General features: G+C 43.4%; 16 protein-coding genes and 1 pseudogene. 13 read left to right on the top strand and 4 right to left on the bottom strand.

The window, feature by feature from the left end; genetic code table 11:
• Positions 1-56: 56 nt before the first annotated feature.
• Positions 57-488 carry a Fur family transcriptional regulator gene (locus BUB77_RS19335; protein WP_073278485.1) on the bottom strand — a complete coding sequence of 144 codons (432 nt, stop codon included), beginning with the start codon at positions 486-488 and terminating at the stop codon, positions 57-59.
• Positions 489-740: 252 nt separating this feature from the next.
• Here BUB77_RS19335 and BUB77_RS29540 point away from each other — a divergent pair, with 252 nt between their 5' ends.
• The 10 genes from BUB77_RS29540 (at position 741) to BUB77_RS19290 (ending at position 11,063) form a co-directional block, all read left to right on the top strand.
• Positions 741-956, top strand: a complete 216-nt coding sequence (locus tag BUB77_RS29540; RefSeq protein WP_139241247.1) for a hypothetical protein — start codon at positions 741-743, stop codon at positions 954-956.
• Between the two features lie 301 nt (positions 957-1,257).
• The gene (locus BUB77_RS19330; RefSeq protein ID WP_073278484.1) at positions 1,258-2,235 is read left to right on the top strand and encodes a GTP-binding protein; all 978 of its coding nucleotides are present in this window, start codon (positions 1,258-1,260) and stop codon (positions 2,233-2,235) included.
• 14 nt (positions 2,236-2,249) lie between these two features.
• Positions 2,250-3,812 carry a permease gene (locus BUB77_RS19325; protein ID WP_073278483.1) on the top strand — a complete coding sequence of 521 codons (1,563 nt, stop codon included), beginning with the start codon at positions 2,250-2,252 and terminating at the stop codon, positions 3,810-3,812.
• Positions 3,813-4,388: 576 nt separating this feature from the next.
• Entirely contained in the window at positions 4,389-5,345 is a 957-nt protein-coding gene (locus BUB77_RS19320; protein ID WP_073278482.1) for a TIGR03943 family putative permease subunit, read from the top strand.
• 148 nt (positions 5,346-5,493) lie between these two features.
• Positions 5,494-5,676 (top strand): 50S ribosomal protein L33, encoded by a 183-nt coding sequence (gene rpmG, locus BUB77_RS19315; RefSeq protein WP_456297829.1) that lies wholly within the window; start codon positions 5,494-5,496, stop codon positions 5,674-5,676.
• Positions 5,677-5,702: 26 nt separating this feature from the next.
• On the top strand, positions 5,703-6,701 hold the full coding sequence (locus tag BUB77_RS19310) for a metal ABC transporter substrate-binding protein (RefSeq protein WP_073278480.1): 999 nt from the start codon (positions 5,703-5,705) through the stop codon (positions 6,699-6,701).
• A 71-nt stretch (positions 6,702-6,772) separates the two neighbouring features.
• Positions 6,773-7,459: a metal ABC transporter ATP-binding protein gene (locus tag BUB77_RS19305; protein ID WP_073278479.1), complete on the top strand. Its 687-nt coding sequence runs from the start codon at positions 6,773-6,775 to the stop codon at positions 7,457-7,459.
• Positions 7,456-8,271 carry a metal ABC transporter permease gene (locus tag BUB77_RS19300; protein WP_073278478.1) on the top strand — a complete coding sequence of 272 codons (816 nt, stop codon included), beginning with the start codon at positions 7,456-7,458 and terminating at the stop codon, positions 8,269-8,271. The genes BUB77_RS19305 and BUB77_RS19300 overlap by 4 nt, the downstream gene beginning before the upstream one ends.
• Positions 8,272-8,395: 124 nt before the next feature.
• A complete protein-coding gene (locus BUB77_RS19295; RefSeq protein WP_073278477.1) occupies positions 8,396-8,575 on the top strand; it encodes a hypothetical protein in 180 nt (59 codons plus the stop codon).
• Positions 8,576-8,864: 289 nt separating this feature from the next.
• Positions 8,865-11,063 carry a glycosyl hydrolase gene (locus tag BUB77_RS19290; RefSeq protein ID WP_073278476.1) on the top strand — a complete coding sequence of 733 codons (2,199 nt, stop codon included), beginning with the start codon at positions 8,865-8,867 and terminating at the stop codon, positions 11,061-11,063.
• Positions 11,064-11,079: 16 nt separating this feature from the next.
• On the opposite strand, the gene BUB77_RS19285 is transcribed toward BUB77_RS19290, so the two are convergent.
• The gene (locus BUB77_RS19285; RefSeq protein ID WP_073278475.1) at positions 11,080-12,645 is read right to left on the bottom strand and encodes a response regulator transcription factor; all 1,566 of its coding nucleotides are present in this window, start codon (positions 12,643-12,645) and stop codon (positions 11,080-11,082) included.
• 19 nt (positions 12,646-12,664) lie between these two features.
• Complete coding sequence (locus BUB77_RS19280) at positions 12,665-14,392, bottom strand: cache domain-containing sensor histidine kinase (protein ID WP_073278474.1); 1,728 nt, start codon at positions 14,390-14,392, stop codon at positions 12,665-12,667.
• A 122-nt stretch (positions 14,393-14,514) separates the two neighbouring features.
• Here BUB77_RS19280 and BUB77_RS19275 point away from each other — a divergent pair, with 122 nt between their 5' ends.
• From BUB77_RS19275 to BUB77_RS19265, 3 genes are read left to right on the top strand one after another with little or no spacing between them, the layout of a single operon-like run.
• On the top strand, positions 14,515-15,849 hold the full coding sequence (locus BUB77_RS19275; RefSeq protein WP_073278473.1) for an ABC transporter substrate-binding protein: 1,335 nt from the start codon (positions 14,515-14,517) through the stop codon (positions 15,847-15,849).
• 15 nt (positions 15,850-15,864) lie between these two features.
• The gene (locus tag BUB77_RS19270) at positions 15,865-16,857 is read left to right on the top strand and encodes a carbohydrate ABC transporter permease (protein WP_242962550.1); all 993 of its coding nucleotides are present in this window, start codon (positions 15,865-15,867) and stop codon (positions 16,855-16,857) included.
• Entirely contained in the window at positions 16,857-17,723 is an 867-nt protein-coding gene (locus BUB77_RS19265; protein ID WP_073278472.1) for a carbohydrate ABC transporter permease, read from the top strand. The genes BUB77_RS19270 and BUB77_RS19265 overlap by 1 nt, the downstream gene beginning before the upstream one ends.
• A 384-nt stretch (positions 17,724-18,107) precedes the next feature.
• Here BUB77_RS19265 and BUB77_RS29535 read toward each other — a convergent pair.
• Positions 18,108-18,374: pseudogene (locus BUB77_RS29535) on the bottom strand (reverse transcriptase domain-containing protein); the annotation flags it as partial.
• Between the last annotated feature and the right edge of the window lie 102 nt (positions 18,375-18,476).

The raw sequence follows: 18,476 nt of genomic DNA, 5'->3' as shown, positions 1-18,476 counted from the left end.
AACATTACGTCAAAAAAAGGACCCTCATTTCGCTGCTTTGAAATGAGGGCTTTTTGTTAGTTATCATTATCTTCCGATGGCATATGCTTCATGCATTCCGGGCATATTCCATATATCTCCAGGTTATGGCCGGTAATGGTATATCCGGTTTTCTGTGCCAGATTTTCTTCTATAGGCTCCAGAGGGCAGACATCAAGATTTACCTTCTTATTACACATGGAACAGATAAGGGAATGCCTATGCTTATGGTTATTGATTTCAAAATAGGTCTTCCCGTCCTGATACAAAGTCTTTATCACAACATTTTTATCGGCCAGGGCATTTAAAGCACGGTATATGGTTGATAAATTCATCTTCATTTCCTTGGAAGCTATCTCTGCAATCTCCTCCACCGTAAGAGCGGTCGGAGCAGCTTCCAACACGGAAAGAATCAGATTTCTTTTTTTCGTCTGTTTTAAATCGGCGGATTTTAGTATATTGTTATTCACAATGCACCTCTCCCTTTTATCAATACGAGTTCTTCGAATTCCTAAGTAAAATCATAGTTTACCTGTCATGAAATGTCAAGCACAATTATTAATTACAAGATACGCATAAATACTAGGTTTTCTGTCAGCACGGACCAGCTGTGGGAGGATGAGAATATTGAAAACTTAATATTGATAGTTGATTGTAGGTGTCAAGATGTTACAATTTTGCATATACTAAATTACGAAATAATGGAAATAAGGATTAAATATATGGAATATTCACAAGTTGACCCTAGAATGGGATTTGACGGAAGAGGTTTTGATGGGAGAGGCTTCGGTGGAAGAGATTTCGACAGAAGAGAAATGCACGAAGAATTCGATAGAAGAATGGATTTTGACAGAAGGCATGAATTTGAAAGAAGAGAAGAATTCGACCGCAGAAATGAATTTGACGGAAGATTTCCCTTTTGGTGGATGAGTTTTTAGTAGAACAGTATAAAGTGCTACCAGCTGATTTGATAGTTGGTAGCATTTTTTATTCAAGAATTATTAATGGGGGAGATAATATCTAACAGAAGGCCCAGTTGAATTTATCATATATATAGTAGAAGGTATAAGTTCAGATTTTTTCAAATGTTCTTGAGAATATAAGAAATTGCGCTTCTTTAATCTGCCATGAAATGTCAAGCATAATAAATGGCATTAATTCATTGACAGAGTAATAGAATAGCTGTATATTAAAAGCAAATGTGTTGCATTTGCAAATGCTGTAATTAAAGGAGTACATATGCCAGTAAAGATAGATATATTTTCCGGTTTTTTAGGAGCCGGTAAGACAACGCTTATAAAAAAGCTGTTGGAAGAAGCCTTCACAGGGGAAAAGATAGCATTAATTGAGAATGAATTTGGTACGGTGGGCATTGACGGGAGAATTATGAAGGATTATGACCTTCAGATTACCGAGTTAAACGCCGGCTGTATCTGCTGCAGTATCGCAGGGGACTTTACCCAGGGGTTAAGAGAGGTATTAAAGCTTTATAAGCCTGACAGGGTATTGATTGAGCCCTCGGGGGTAAGCAAGCTGTCCGATGTGATAAAGGGCTGTACCCCTTTTCTTCGGGAGGGACTGGTGTCCTTGAACCTGTGCATTACCGTTATCGATGCCGGGAAATATAAAATGTATCTGAAAAATTTTGCCGAGTTTTATAAGGATCAGCTAAAAAACGCTAAAACAATTATATTAAGCCGGACAGCCGGTATGGACAGAGAAAAACTGGATGCCATAATAGAAGGTATCAGGCAGTATAACAGTGAAGCGGCGATTATTACAACAAGCTGGGACAGCCTTGACGGCAAAGCTATCCTCCATACCGCAGAGGAGAAATGCAAGAGCAGTATGGAAGAATTCATTAAAAGGGAAAAGCCTGCTTTCAGAATAAGTAACCAGAAGGTGTCGGGTATCCGCATTGGCAGCCAAAAGGAAGGACATAGTGCGGAGGAAGTTTTTTCAGTGTGGGGTATAGAGACTGCCAAGATATTTGGCAGGGGAAAACTGGAGGATATACTTTATAAGCTGGATAATTCGGATATGCAGATACTTCGCGGGAAGGGGATTCTGGAAAGTGAAAACCACCAATGGCTGCAATTCGACTATGTCCCTGGTGAAATTACCGTCAGAGAATGGGTACCGGATTATACCGGAAGAATCTGTATTATTGGAAGCCTGCTTGATAAGAATAAATTAAAGAAACTATTTGAAATCTGAAAACAGGAGTATTTATGGCAGTTGATATTGATGTGGTTACAGGTTTTTTAGAAAGCGGAAAGACGACCTTTATAAAACAAATGATAGAAAGCGGAATAACAGCAGATTATGAAGGGAAGGCCTTGCTCCTGTGCGAAGAGGGAGAAGAGGAATACGGGGAGGACTTTCTGGAGCAATATAAGATTAATCTTATTCCCGTGGAAGAGGAGGATATCATCACCGGGGATTATATCAACTTTATCAGTGAAAGACGGAATCTGGACTACATATTGATAGAGTATAACGGAACCTGGAATATCCAGAACCTTCTTAATACAAAGCTTACGGGAGAATGCCGTATAAGAAATATCGTGTTTGTCAGTGAGGCCGGTACTTTTAACAGCTATTACTGTAATATGGCCGGACTCTTAAGGCCCCAGATGGAAAATAGTGATTATGTGGCGGTGAACCGTTATCAGGAACTGAAAAAAGCGGATAAAAAGGACATAATAAATAAGGTAAAGAAAATAAATCCTGTGACAAAGACGGTATTTCTGGACAGTCCGGCAGAGGATAGACGGTTCCTTGGCATCTTTACTCCCTTTGAGGACAGGAAGAAAATGGTGACGCCGGGCATGGTCTTGCTGATGCTTGTGCTGTTATTACTGTGCTTTTTGCCAACGGCTTATCTATCGGCCTTTTATGATTATATCAAGAAGATTTCCGTGTCCTTTTTAAGTATTTTGATACAGGCGATACCCTTTATCCTTTTGGGGGCATTTCTGTCTTCCATCCTGCAGCTGATTGTACCTATGAGCTTTCTCATCAGGCAGTTGTCCAAAAACAGCTGGAAATCCTTTGCGGCAGCCAGTCTGGCAGGTTTTTTCTTTCCGGTATGCGACTGCGGGCTGGCACCGCTTGTTTCCGGATTGTTAAAGAAGAATCTGCCCCTGCCCCAGGTAATCACCTTCTGGCTGGCTTCCGCAGCGGTCAATCCGGTGGTAATCCTGTCCGTATATTATGCTTTTCCTGAAAACAGAACAGCTATCCTTGCAAGAATCCTTTCCGGTGTCATCATCGGTATTGGAGTGGGATTCATCCTGATGCTCTTAAGAGTCAAAACGAAAGATGTGATACGTTCCGATGCGGGACTAGGCCAAATGAGCGTTGATATGGTCTATGAGAATAGCAGGACTGGAAAAGTGGCAGCGGTGATCAAGGGAGCACAGATGGAATTTTTTCGGGTGTTCAAATATGTGATTATCGGGGCCTTTGTGTCCTCGGTCTGCCTGACCTTTTTACCCCAGACAATCAAGATGTTTATCAGCGGAAATGTTTTGATACAGTTTTTTATTATGCTTGTGGCAGCTGTTTTTATGTCCACCTGCTCCACTTCCAATGCCTTTATCGGGAGAAGCTTTTATGGGCAGTTTGCATTTCCGGCTATACTTTCCTTTATGGTGATGGGGCCTATGCTAGACTTTAAAAATCTTATTATTCTGTCTGAGGTACTGACAAAGAAATTTATTTTGCAGCTATGCCTGTTAACGGCGGCGGTGGGGTTTCTGACCTTTACTTTTGTTAGGATTATCCTGTAGGCATGGGCATAAGCTAAACGGATTGGACGGAAGTATGGATATGACGATGATTTTTGACTGGCAAAAGGGCTGGTTTTCACAAGGGGACGGCAGTTTGCACAAAATAGACAGCATGAAGGCTTCGATTACAATGTATAAGAAGTCCTAATTCTCTGAAGCTTTTATGCTGGACATATCATCAAACAGATAACTCGCAAGCTCAGACAATCTGTTTGATGATATAGCACAAAAGCTTCAGAGAAAAGGACTTCTAATACATTTCCATAGGCGCATTCATGCTGTCTATTTTGTGCAAACTGCCTGCATATGTATTGAAATGGGGCATTTGCAGGGAGAATTAATTATTTACTTCTATTTATTTTTATCAAAGATACATGGAAAAGGTCATGGGGGCTGCGGAAGCCAGGATATAATGAAATCTAACAATACCTAACATTATAGCCATGGATGTCATGGATATGGAATTAGAAAATTTATCTTGCGTAAGGTGATAGGTTGGAAAAACTAAAAGCTGTTTTTTCAACTACGGATAAACAAATATCCGATTGAAAATTGGATATTCAGGAAGGAGGTTATATGAGAGGAAATAAAAATCTGGAAATCTATATTAAGTTGTTTACTGTTCTTGCTCTTGCTTTGTTCCTGGCATATGAATTGATTTCAGGCAAGATTACTTATTATGTACATCCCAGATATCTCTATGGAATCTGGGGAGCGATTGTTGCTTTGCTGGTTTTTGCCTGCAGCATGATGGGAGAGCTGAGAAGAGGAAGGCATAATTCCAACTTAAAGCCATATTTTCTCTATTTGCTGCCGGTTGTACTGGCTATTCTCTTTCCTGCTGTAGAGGGAGGCAATGGGAATATTGCAATTGCCCAAAGCAGCAAGGGAGCGGAGAGCCTGTATGGTAGTAAGAATGTCGCTGATACGGCGGACAGTAAGGCGGAGGATTCTGCCTGGAATACGGATGGGGCATCCACAGACGGGGATGTGCAGGGTTCCAATGGGGATTCAGCGGCAGATATACGGGATTCTAATGGGGATTCTGCAGCAGATGTACAGGATTCGGAAGAAATAGCCGGGGACAGTACGGATGAGTCGTCAGGGGAAGCTGCTAATGCGGATGAAAAGGACAGATCCCTGAAATATAAGAATAAGACCGGGGATGGCGCGATTTTAATTAGTGACGAGGATTTTGGCTGCTGGTATTTTGAACTTTTTGATTTCCTGAAGGATTTTAAGGGTAAGCGCTACCAGTACACGGCCCAGGTATTCCACATGGAGGACTTAAAGGCGAACCAGTTCCTGGCGGGAAGGTATGTGATGACTTGCTGTGCACTGGATTTAATGGGATATGGTGTCATTACGGAAAGTGATAAAAGCAGCAGCCTAAAGGAGAATGAATGGATTACCGTTACCGGAACCATCGGAGAATATGAGTATAAGGGCAGCAAAGTTCCGTGCCTGAAGGATGTTGTGATCAAAAAGACCAAGGCTCCCAAGGAAGAATATGTTTATTACTATTATTATTGATAATTCTTCTCAGTCTTTCCTTCTGCTTTGCTGAATTCCCTGTATCTGCCTTTGATTGATGGCAAACATCCGGAAAGGGCAGATATTTTTATGGAAAGATGTATTGACAAATGCAAATAATGTGTTATGATAAGTTCAGTAAACGCAAATGCAAATAATTTGCTTTTGGAAAGGAACAGATATGAGGATGAAAATTATACTGGAATGCACTGAGTGCCATGAACGTAATTACGTAACTACAAAAAATAAACAGAAGCACCCTGAGAGGATGGAGGTCATGAAATACTGTCCGCGCCTGAAAAAGTACACCCTCCACAGGGAAACGAAATAATACTGCCGAGAAAGGAAGGCCATTCTATGAGAAAATATATCAGCCTGATTGCCGCAGTAATGCTGGCGGTTGTCTTTATAGCAGGATGCAGCAATAAGAATACAAATGCAAATGACTCACAGGTATCTCCGGCGGCAGATAATTCCGATACGGCAAAGGATACTCAGGATAAGCAGGATACCGGAAAGACCTCCGGTACGGAGCAAGGGGACGGAAAGTTAAAGGTAGCTGCCAGCTTTTACGCCATGTATGATTTGGCTGAAAAGGTGGGAGGAGATAAGGTAATTGTAACGGATATGGTTCCGGCAGGTATTGAACCCCACGATTGGGAGCCGGCTGCTTCGGATCTTGCCAATCTGGAGGAAGCGGATGTATTTATTTACAACGGAGCGGGTATGGAGCATTGGGTCGATACGGTTCTTGACAGTCTTGGTAATAAAAAGCTGATTAAGGTGGAAGCATCCTCCGGTATCAGCCTGTTGGAAGGGGATGGGAAAGAGGAAACCTATGACCCCCATGTGTGGTTGAATCCGGAGTATGCCAAGGAAGAGATGAAGAGCATCAGGGATGCCTTTGTAAAAGCGGACCCGGATAATGAAGCCTATTATAACAGCAACTATGATACCTATGCGGCCAAATTCGACGAATTGGATAAGAAATACAAGGAATCCTTGACAGGGCTTCAAAATAAGGATATTATAGTAGCACATGAGGCCTTTGGCTATCTTTGCAAGGCTTATGGTCTGAACCAGGTAGCAATCGAAGGCTTGTCTCCGGACTCAGAACCGGACCCGGCCAAGATGGAGGAAATTATTAAATTCGCAAAGGATAATAAGGTTAAGGTTATTTTCTTTGAAGAGCTGGTAAGCCCCAAGGTTGCGGAAACCATTGCAAATGAGGTGGGAGTACGGACCGATGTCCTGAATCCTTTGGAAGGCTTATCGGATGAGGATATTAAGAACGGAGCGGATTATATTTCCGTGATGGAAACAAATTTAAACAGCCTGTTAAAGGCATTACAGTAAATAGAGATAAGCAGAATAGGAAATAGATAGTCGTATCTATCTCCTATTCTTTTTGAGAATGAAGGTATAGGATGCAGGCAATTGAAATTCAAAATGTAGATTTTGCATATGGAAAAGAGCTTATTTTAAGAGGGGCTTCTGCTAGTATCAGGAAGGGGGACTTTGTTGCCCTGACTGGTGAGAACGGCACGGGAAAAAGTACCCTTTTAAAGCTTATATTAGCTGAATTAAAGCCCCTTCACGGGAAAGTCAGACTGCTCGGTGAGGAAAATGAAAAAATAGTCAGAAGCGGTAAAATCGGATATGTAGCCCAGAACGGTACTTACGGCAATCAGAATTTTCCTGCCACGGTGGAGGAAATCGTGACGGCAAATCTGTATAAGCAAATCGGCAGATTCCGTTTTCCCAATAAGAGCCACAAGCTTCAGGTCTATGAAGCCCTGGAAAAGCTTAAGATGTCGGAATTTGCAAAGTCCATGATAGGGGAGCTCTCAGGAGGCCAGCAGCAGCGTGTCATGCTTGCAAGGGCATTGGTAATCAAGCCTGAGCTCTTACTGCTGGATGAGCCTACAACAGGCATTGATATGAAATCGATAAAGCAGCTGTACCAGATATTAAGCGAGCTGCACGAAAGCGAAAGGCTTACCATACTTATGGTTACCCATGGCAGCCTGGAGGAATGTGCAGGGATTAATAAAATATTGCGGCTGGAAGACGGTAAAATAGAAGAGCTTTTGAGAAATGGGGTGGAGGCATGAGTATCTTACAATATCCTTTTATGCAAAGGGCATTTCTCGTGGGAATACTTCTGGCAGTCATTGCACCCTGTATAGGTATGACTATTGTGCTGCAGCGGAAATCCATGATTGGGGACGCACTGTCCCATACCTCCCTTGCCGGTGTGGCAATCGGTATCCTGCTTGGGATAAACCCCATACTTGGAGCAACCGGTGCCTGCATTGTTGCCGCTTTAAGCATCGAATTCATTCAAAAAAAGATACCGAGATATTCGGAAATGGCAATTGCCATTATAATGTCAACAGGAATAGGCCTGGCAGGTGTCCTTTCCGGTTTTACCAAAAGCAGCGGAAATTTTAACAGCTTCCTTTTCGGAAGTATCGTAGCAATAAGTGATATGGAACTTCGCATGGTGGTATTGGTAAGCATCTGTGTACTGGCAGCTTTTCTTCTTTTATATAAGGAGCTTTTCTATATCGGATTTGATGAGAGGGCAGCAAGGCTGGCAGGTGTTCCGGTCAGGCTGGTGAACTTTATCTTTACCATGCTGACAGCTCTTACCATATCCATTGCGTCCAGGACTGTCGGAGCCTTGGTCGTATCCTCCCTTCTTGTAATACCCGTAGCCTGCGGTATGCAGCTGGGAAGAAGCTATAAGATGACTCTGCTCAGCTCCGTTGTCCTTGCCGTATTCTTTACGGTAACCGGTCTGACCCTTTCTTATTACTGGAAATTAAAGCCCGGTGGTACCATTGTTCTGACAGGAGTTGTATGTTTCCTGATAATTGTTTTATTAAAAGCCCTGGTAAAATCTTTTGAACGTATCAGATAAAATAAAAATGTTCCATTTTTCCGGAATATAGCTGCTTCATGGCTATCTTAAATACGCTGAATAACTCTTTTAATGGAAAATTTATAAAGCTGTTAAATACTTTAGTTCAGCGTGTGAGGATGCTATGGAGCTTTTTTATACTTATAAAAATGCCAAAAATATACAAAAAATAACAACTTTAAGTATTGGAAAACAATGTAAATTTTCCGAAAAAGTAGTTGTAGGGAGTATTTTGTATCATTTTTATAAAAAAGGAAAGGGAGGGGGAGAAAAAACAAAAATCAACAAATTTCTATACAGTTAAGCTGGCTTATGGCTTCTGCTATGACGATGTTAACGGACAGGCGTCATATCTGGAGGTAGGAGATCCGAAGGGGCTTATTATAAGAGTGGGCTGGTAATATTCCAATCAGATTTCCTAGCGAAATTGACAGGTATAGAAAATTTCAAGGAATCAGGGACTGCTGCATATTTTGCGGCAGCCCTTTTTTTACTTAAAGAACACCCAACAAAAGTATACTGAAACACATAACAAAAAGAGACTCCTGTCTTAGTATAATAGAGTACAGAAAGGTGCAGGAGGTATATTGAAAATGGACAGAGAATTCTTTAGAAATCCGGTTACGGACCCTGATTACAGCATATCGGGCTTCTGGTTCTGGAATGATGAGATAACCGACGAAAAGACCACCGAGCAAATGAATATGATGAAACGCATCCATGCTAATCAGCCGGTGGTGCATTCAAGGTTTGGGCTGCAGAATGAGTATTTAAGCCAGGATTGGTTTGAACGGATTAAAAGCGTTATTGGGAACTGCAAGGAAAACGGCCAGAAAATCTGGCTTTATGATGAAAATAACTGGCCCAGCGGTAATTGCGCCTGGACCATCACAAGGGAGGAAAAATACCGGGAGCATTTTCTGCAGTTTGATACCACCAGGCTGAAAAAGGGGGAGAAAGCCGTTCTGAAGCTTTCCGAAAAGCAGTATATCAGCCTGTCGGTATATGAGGAGGAGTGGAAACCCCTGCTCTATAAGGAGATGGGACAGGAAGGCAGCGGTTATATTTTCTGCAAAGACTGTGATGAAAACCTTACGATAGAAGGAGATGTGGCAACCTATCTGCCGAAAAAAGACGGAGAGCTGGTAGCTGTATATGTGGCGGTGGACAGCTATGAGCCCGTTGGAAAGCTATGCGTGGATTACCTTAACAAAGAAGCTATCCGATTGTTTATCGAAAAGACCCATGAGCAGTACCGGGAGCAGATGGGAGAGGAATTTGGCAAAATTATATCCGGTATCTTCATGGATGAGACCAGGTTCTGTAATGCCATGCCCTGGACAGGCACCTTACAGGAGGAGTTTATCCGAAGAAAGGGCTATGACCTGGCGCCTTACCTGCCCTTGCTGATTCGCCGTGACAGCCGCTCCAATCAGCTCCGGTTTGATTATTACGATGTCATATCCGATATGTATGGGGAAGCGACCTTCGGGCAAATTTATGAGTGGTGCAATCAGCATGGAATGAAGGCCATGGGGCATTTTTTAGGAGAAGAAACCATAGCGGCCCAATCCTATTTTGGCGGAGATATGCTAAGAGGGTACCAGTATTTTCATGTTCCTGCCATTGATCATTTGGGAAACGGTATCGGGAGCCTGGATGCCAAATTTGCGGTCAGTGCCTGCCACAGCTACGGAAAGAGCCGAATAGCCTGTGAAGCATTTGGAGCCTCCGGCTGGGACATTACCTTTGAGGATATGGTGCGCATATCCAACTGGCTGTTTCAGCAGGGAATTAATCTCATCATAATGCACGGGTTTTATTACTCTATCAGGGATGAAAGGAGTGAGGATTTTCCGCCCTCTTATTTTTACCAGTGGAAATACTGGGACAGCATGCCCCTGTATGTGAAGATGGCAAACCGCATGATGAAGGTGCTGAGCGATGGTAGGCATGAAGCGGAAATTCTGGTTTATACGCCGATAGAAACCTTTTGGAATTATTTCCAGCCGGATCTTCAGGTAAAGACGGGGTTCTGGCGGGAGGGGCCATGGATTACGGATGAAAGGGCCAGATTCATTGACAATCAGTTCCAGCTCTTATGCAACGGGCTGACAGATAAAAATCTGGATTATGATATATTCCACAGTGATGCCGCCAGGAATTTCAGAGTGGAGGGCAGAGAACTGGTCAATGTTCTGTCCGGTGAAAGGTTCAGGATATTTATATTGCCTTTTACAGAACTTCTGACAGCAGAAATGACAGAGCTTTTAAATCAGTTTGCAGAAAACGGCGGATGTATTATCAGTCTGGATTCACAGATAAAGGATGTGGTGGCAAAGGACGGCTCCCATTTCAGGGAAAAAATAAGAGTGGAGCTTACCACTGAAAACCATATAAAGATGAATAAAATATCCGAGGTGCTCCGGTATTGCAGAGAACAAATCAACCTCCCCTTTGAGATACTTTGCGGGGTGGAGGAAATGGCACACAGCTTGTCAAGCTATCCGGCAAGGCTGATAGACCCTTATATCCATGATGGGGAAAGGGTCTACGGTGTCGGAGTGTCCCGCTATAGAAAGGAAGGGAAAAGAATCTTCAACTTTACCAATTACAACGACAAAGACGAAGATTTAAAGGTATGGATAGACTCTGCCTCCGAACCGGAAATATGGGTGCCGGAAACCGGGGATATTTACAGACCCTCCGCTATACCAGGCAGAAAGGGAGGATATGAAATTTCTTTTACCCTCCCTAAGAACAGAACGTATTTTATAGTGGGAAGCCTGTAGAAAATTTTCAGTTTATTTACTGGTATTTGCTGCGGTATTGTTCGGGAGTCAGACCCTCGTATTTCTTGAATACTCTGAAAAAGTACTTTACATTGTCATAGCCTACGGCCTTTGCAATGGAGTAAAGCTTTTTGTCCGTATTCTTAAGCTGTTCCTTTGCTTTTGTCAGACGGACGGTATTCAGATAGTTGACAAAGTTATCACCGGTCTTTTCCTTGAATAAGTGGCTTAAATAGCTCCTGTTCATATAGAACAGGGAGGAAACGAATTCAATGGTCAGGTTTTTCTGATAATTACGCTCGATATAGGCTTTTATTTTTTCAATCGTATTATCGGAGGCATAGATACTTTTGTCCGCCAGGATATGGGACAGGTTGGTGAAAAATTGAAGGTAATACTGCTTAATTTCCTGCAAACTGAACATGGTATTTAAAATGCTTTGAACGCTGGAGTTAACGGAACCCGGATCGACCTGTTCGAAATACTGGGTCATGATCCACTTTGCTCTGTCTGCCAGGGAGAAGCAATAGTTCTTGGCATCATAGAGGGTACAGCCGGGCAGGATTGCCAGATAGGAAAAAAGGTCCTCCAGCAGTTCCGGCAGTTTATCTGCCATGCCGGCTTCAATGCGGAATAGCAATTCCTCCGAACGCTTCCATTCCACCGGAATACTGTACTCATAATCCATTTCCTGATAAAAAAAGCTTTTCCCCTGGTCATTTACTCCCATATGGTTCAGAGCCTTCACCGTTTCCATAAAGGCAGTATTCAGCTCTGTCAGGGAGCTGTGGCTGAGGCTGATGCCATAGGACACCTTCTGACTGGTATGCAGGAACAGAGTTGAAAGGCTTCGTATTACCTGGGTGCACAAGTCTTTTGTTCCGAGAGCTGAACGCTGGGGCATGAATAAAATCATAAAGCCAAGATTATGGTTATGGATATGCTGCAGATACAGGGCAAGGTCTCCGAATCCATTTTCACTGAGAAAGTTCTGGAGGGCTTCTTCTTTCAGAGGGACTTCCGAATGAAGGGTAACCAGCACCAGATTATGGGTGTCATTGATAAAGTTAAGCTTTTCCGAGGTAAGCCGCACTTCTGTGGTATGATAGCCCAGTATGCTGTTTTTCAGCGTTGAGATATCATATTCATAGCGGGCGGCTTCTTTTTCTGTCTTGCTGGAAGCCAGTTCATTGTGAATGGTGGAGGAATCCTCAAATCTGCGGATTGCATTTTCCACGGCATCTATGATATCCTCTCTGCGAAAGGGCTTTAAAAGGTAATCCACCGCATTGGCCTTAATGGCATGCTTGGTGTACTCAAAATCCTTATAGCCGCTGATTACGATGATATGCTTATCCGGATAGCGCTTTGTCACTTCCGGCAGGAACTGCCCTCCGTCCATCACTGGCATATTCATATCGGTAATAATGATATCCGGGTTCTTCTCCTCCATTAATTTCAAAGCCTCCATGCCGTTGGAGGCCTCTCCGATACATTCTGCCCGGCCTTCCAGAGCACTCAGCTTTTTTATGGTTCCTTTCCGGATAAGGGATTCGTCGTCCACTACAATATACGTATACATATATGCCGCCTCAATTCTTTTAGTTTAAATAGGGCACTCTTAAGGTGATAGAAGTTCCCTGGTTTTCCGTGCTCTCAATATGCATCCCGTAGCCCTCCCCGTAATAGAGCTGAATACGGGTATGGATATTTTTAAGTCCGATGCTCTGTTTGTTTCGATGACCCAGTTCTGTAAATTCAGCCTTTTCCTTCAGGCTTCTGCGAAGCTCCATAAGGCGTTCCTCCGTCATACCTGTTCCGTCGTCCCTTACGGTCAGAAGAATGGAATCCCTTTCAAGACAGCCGCTTATTTCGATATAGCTGCCTGCGCTGCAATATTTCAATCCATGGTAAAGGGCATTTTCCACAATGGGCTGGAGCACCAGCTTTAATATTTTATAGGAATACATTTCCGGGGCTATCTGAAGCCTTAATTCAAAGCGGTTATCAAACCGTATCTGCTGAATGGATACGTAATCCTTTACATGCTTTATTTCATCTGCTATGGTGACCAGTTCACTGGTGGTTTTGATGCTGTACCGGAACATATCGCCCAGAGCCAGAGACATGGTACTGATGCTTTCGATTCCCTCAATTTCAGCAATGCTGTTAATAGATTCCAGGGTATTGTAGAGAAAATGGGAGTTTATCTGTGCTTCCAGGGATTTCATCTGGGAATCCAGGGTAATGAGCTTATTTTCCAGTTCGTTCTTAATATAATGCTCCAATTCCTCAATCATGCGGTGGTATTCGTTGTACAGCACACCGATTTCATCCGTCCTGTTTAAGTAGTGCCTGTCATTGGCCGGCTTGCCGGTGCCCCGAAAGGACATCTGCCTGCTTAAGCTGATTATGGGCTTGGTTAAATAGGAGGAAAGAATAATGGAAATAATAACAAAAATAACGGCACAGATAAGGGATATAGCGATTAAGGTCACTCTTGTGGAGCCGAATTCCCGGTAAAGACCTTCCGTGTTGAACACAGTTGTCAGGGACAGGCCTTTTAAATCCAGGTCCCTGTGGAATTTAAGGGACTTGGTGTAACTGAAATTGGCAGGCACTGTATCAATATTGCTGTAGAGCACCTGGGCACCCTGCTCTATGGATAAAAGGGCTGTATCCGGCATGGTATTTACCTTGGACAGGTCAAAAACTTCCGGCGTGCAGTCAATTACCAGGACTCCTAAAAATTCCTTGGTATATACATCATAAAGAGCGGAGGAAAAGGTGATGGATGGTTTGGAGTGGATGATATAATCCTTGGAGGAAATTCCGTCTATGTACATTCCTCCCTGTAAGGCAAGGGTTTTCTTGTACCATTTATCCTTTACGGGGCTGTAGCCGGAGCGGATGTCGATATTGCCGCCGTAGCCGTAGCCCAGTATTTCACCACTGGGGGTAAAGACAAAGATACCATTTATATAAGAAGAATTAAAAATCAGGTTTTGACAGATGAACTTTAAATTGTTATTGGTTTCAAAAACATCATAGGTAGTATAGCCTTCGCTGCGCTTGGTATATTTGTGGAGCTCCTGCACAATGGACTTCTGGCTGCCGGCATCGAAATTGAACAGCTCGGCTATATGCTTGATATTGGACAGGGTAATATTGGCGGTGGAGGCGGCATTTTCCGTGATATTTTCCGCAACCTGGTTTGTCTGGCTGTTAATCAGGCTCATATATCTGTCGTAGGTATAAATGGATATAATGAGGATGGGAATAATGGAAAGAAGCATGAAAATAAAGAAAAAACGTTTGCGAAGACTCATATGGGTAACCTCCAACTAACAATAGTATACTACACTTCCCAACAAAAGTACACTCTCACTATGGTATTATTACTACAGATACAAAATAGCTGTTTTGGTTATCAATTAAGAGGAGGTATGTTATGAAACACAAAAAGGTATTGGCATTGGCTTTAACTGGGGTATTGGTATTATCCGCTCTGACCGGCTGCAAGAGCTCTTCATCCGGAACGGAGACAAAAACGGATTCAAAAGGAAACGAAAATGCAGCAAAGGACAATATAACAATAACCATGATGTACTCCGGTACAACGGCGGAAAATGATTTTGAAACAGAGGTTCTTCCAAAGCTCGTACATGAGGCATTTCCCAATATTACCCTGGAGGTGACAAAGCTTCCGGACGATCAGTATTATACATCCCTGAAGACAAAGCTTGCCTCAGGAGAATGCCCCGATATGATTCTCGTACAGCCGAAATACGCAGGAGCCAATTCGGTAATAGGGCTTGCAAAGGCAGGCTACCTGGCGCCCCTCACAGACCTTAAGATTATGGAGAAGGTAGGCGGCGCAGGGCTGGAATCCTTTAACTATAATGGGGAAGTCTATGGAGTTCCAGGCGGAGTTACGATACTTGGAACCTATTATAACAAAGATGTCTTTAAAGCCAATGGCCTGTCCGTTCCTACAAACTGGGAGGAATTCCTAAATGTTTGCGAGACTCTTAAAAAAGCAGGCATCCAGCCGATAGTCATGGGAGATAAGGATATGTATGTCATGCAGTTTGGCCTTTATCAGCTTGCCGCAAATGTCGTATATCCATCCAATCCTTCCTTTGACGACCAGCTGCGAACCGGCGAAACCAAATTTACAGATAAGGGAATCTGGGATAAGACGATTGAGATGTATAAAACCTTATATGACAAGGGATATATTGCATCCAATTCCCTTGGACTGGGTGCCCAGCAGGCTATCCAGAAATTTGTAGACGGAGAAGCAGCCATGACCTTTGACGGTTCTTTCAATGCGGCGGCTATCCAGGCAGAGGGAGCGGTATCCTTTGAGAGAGGCTATTTCCCTCTTCCTGGCAATGAAACAGGAAAACAGGTCTATGCCTCCATGGCCATGGGAGCAGGCCCGGCAATTTATTCCGGCTCCAAGCATATTGACGAGTGTAAGGCAATACTGGAGAAGTGGTTTGACGGTGAATCCGATATTTACAAGGCCTATGCGGATTCCGGCAAGGTCATCGTTACCTATGGCTACGGCTCTGATAAGGTAAATCCTTTGTTTAAGGATTTCCTGGACCTGTATAACAAAGGAAATTCCTTCTACTGGTGCAACCAGGGCTGGCCTGCCGGTACGGAAAATGAAATGGAAACTCTGTTCAGTGAAAGCATCGGCGGACAGAAAACTACCGTAGAAGATATTGTAAAGGGTATGCAGTCTAAATTTGAAGAGCTGAATACCGAAAAATAATTGTATTATCGGAGGATGGAAGGTGCGGGAAATCCGCTTCGCCGGCAGGACTGCCCCGCAGGGGACTGCCGGCCCCTGTCCCCCTTGAAAGGAGCGGCTATGGAAAAGAAAAAAAGATCCTCCGGCAGTCATGCGCTTGTATTCCCGGACAGAATGTACCTATTTGTGATACCTGCCCTGGTGCTGTTCCTGGTATTCTGGGTTCTGCCGGTTTTCCAGCTTTTTTTCTACAGTGTAACTAATTTTAACGGCATAAATTACAATTATGACTTTGTGGGCTTAAAAAACTATGCAACACTGCTTAAGGAAGGCACCCTGGTAAATTCTATTAAAAATACCCTGATATATGCGTTAACAATCGTGATCGGAAGCAATCTGCTCGGGCTTGTAATGGCAATGCTTCTTAACATGAAATTAAGAGGCAAGGGATTCTTTCGTACGGCAGCTTATATTCCGGCACTTTTCAGTGCTATTGTGGTAGGTTTTATCTGGTCCTATGTATATATGCCGGATTCCGGTATGATAGCCTCCCTTATGAATCTAATTGGTTTGGATGGAGCATCCTTTAATATTCTGGGCAATTATAAGACAGCCTTGTACGGTATTGCGCTGGTGGAAATCTGGAAGGGCTTTGGTACCACTATGATTATTTACCTGGCGGGGCTTCAGACCGTTGACGAAAGCCTTATTGAAGCCGGTAAGATAGACGGCTGCACCGAATGGCAGCTGATCCGCAGAATAAAGTTACCCCTTATTTCAGCGACTATAACAATTAACGTTATATTAAATGTAATTGCCGGACTGAAAGCATTTGATTACTCCTTTATTATGACAAACGGCGGGCCGGGCAAATCTACCAATACGTTAATGTTTACCATATATAAGATTGCATTTACGGACCAGATGATGGGAAAAGCCAGTGCCTTTTCCGTGGTATCCTTCCTGGTTATCATATTGATCACAATCTGTATGCTTATTATTCTGAATAAAAGAGAGGTGGAATTATAATGGTGAAAGGAAAAGCCTTGAAAGAGGTTGAAAAGACAGAAAAGTTTTCGCTTTCCGTGCTGGTAATATACATACTGCTGATATTGTTCTGCCTTATTGTAATATCACCCCTCCTTATTGTACTTTCCAGTTCTTTAAGAGAGCCCGGCAATATGCAGTCGCCCTTAAACCTCTTTGTCCAGTTCTCACTTAAGAGTTATCGTACAGCTTACGCTAAAATGAACTATCCCATGCAGCTGTTAAACAGTATCATGACCACCGGAGGCTCCGTTGTGGTGATAGTCCTGATTTCATCTATGGCTGCCTATCCTGTTGCAAGGATTAAGAAAGGGCTCAGCAAGGGCCTTTATTATTTCTTTATCGCAGGGCTGGTGATTCCGGCACAGATGGTTATCGTCCCTATTGCTCAGATATTCGGCGGCCTGAATATACCCAATACAAGGTTTACACCTATGATTATGTTTATAACCTGCAGCCTTCCTTTTTCCACCTTCCTCTTTACGGGCTTTTTAAAAGGCGTTCCGGCGGAGGTGGAGGAATCCGCCTTTCTGGATGGGGCCAATCTCTGGCAGAGGTACCGGCAGATTGTATTTCCCCTTTTAAAGCCGGCAACAGTATCCGTAATCATAACCCAGTCCCTGTGGATATGGAATGACTATTTCTTTCCCATGGTATTTATCTCCAAGTCCTCCCAGTACTCCCTGCCCGTGGGGATGATACAGTTCCTGGGGGACCGTGAGAATCCGGCCCAGTGGAATGTTTTGTTTGCAGCTTGTGTGCTGTGTGCATTGCCTTTGATTGTTATGTTTACGTTTCTGCAGAAGCAGTTTATTAATGGGATAGCGGCAGGTGCTGTCAAGGGGTAAGGGCAGCATCGACATGGCAGATGTATGAGGGTTATGGGGACGGACGATGACCAAGGAGGTTGTTTTGGAGTTTTGTTACGCGAGAACCCTTATTCCACTAATGCGGCAGAAAACGTGACAGGCAGGTAAACCAGCGCCAAACTCGCTGTGACATATTTGGCTGTGTTAGGTATCAAGATCAAACAGTGGCGCTGGTTTACCTAGTCACGTTTCCTGCCGCCTAAGTGTCATAAGGAACCTCTTGAGACAAAACTCCAAAACAACCTCCTTGGTCATCTGTGTACACAGCCATTATTGGGCCTCATGGGTTTGTTGTGGCAGCATTGCAGGCAAGCTTACGATATGCATGGAAATTAGAATGTAAGGAGATGTAAGGAAAATGTTTGTGCTTGTTTCCAGGAGTCTCTTAGCGGCTCTTTCGCTCGTTGCCAGCAGAACGAAATCATCTGAATAACGTACAAACGGAACACCTCTCTTTTGGAATTCTTTGTTAAACTCATTGAGATAAACATTTGCCAATAATGGCGACAGATTTCCACCCTGTGGAGAACCTCCTTCTGCGTCCATGACTATGCCATTTTCCATGACCCCACTCTTTAGGTACCTCTTAATCCACTGTATCAGCCTTTCATCCTTCACCTCTCGGCTAATATGACCTCTGCCGACTTCTGTATGTTCAGTATTACCTTGTGATAATAGTTACCTCTTTCAAGGCGTTCCATACAGACCTCCCCGGGTACTCACACGTTCCTT

The sequence above is a fragment of the Anaerocolumna jejuensis DSM 15929 genome (assembly GCF_900142215.1).
In the GTDB taxonomy this organism is placed as follows: domain Bacteria; phylum Bacillota; class Clostridia; order Lachnospirales; family Lachnospiraceae; genus Anaerocolumna; species Anaerocolumna jejuensis.
The sequence above is the reverse complement of the archived record's forward strand: the minus strand, read 5'-3'. Positions and strand labels throughout refer to the sequence as shown.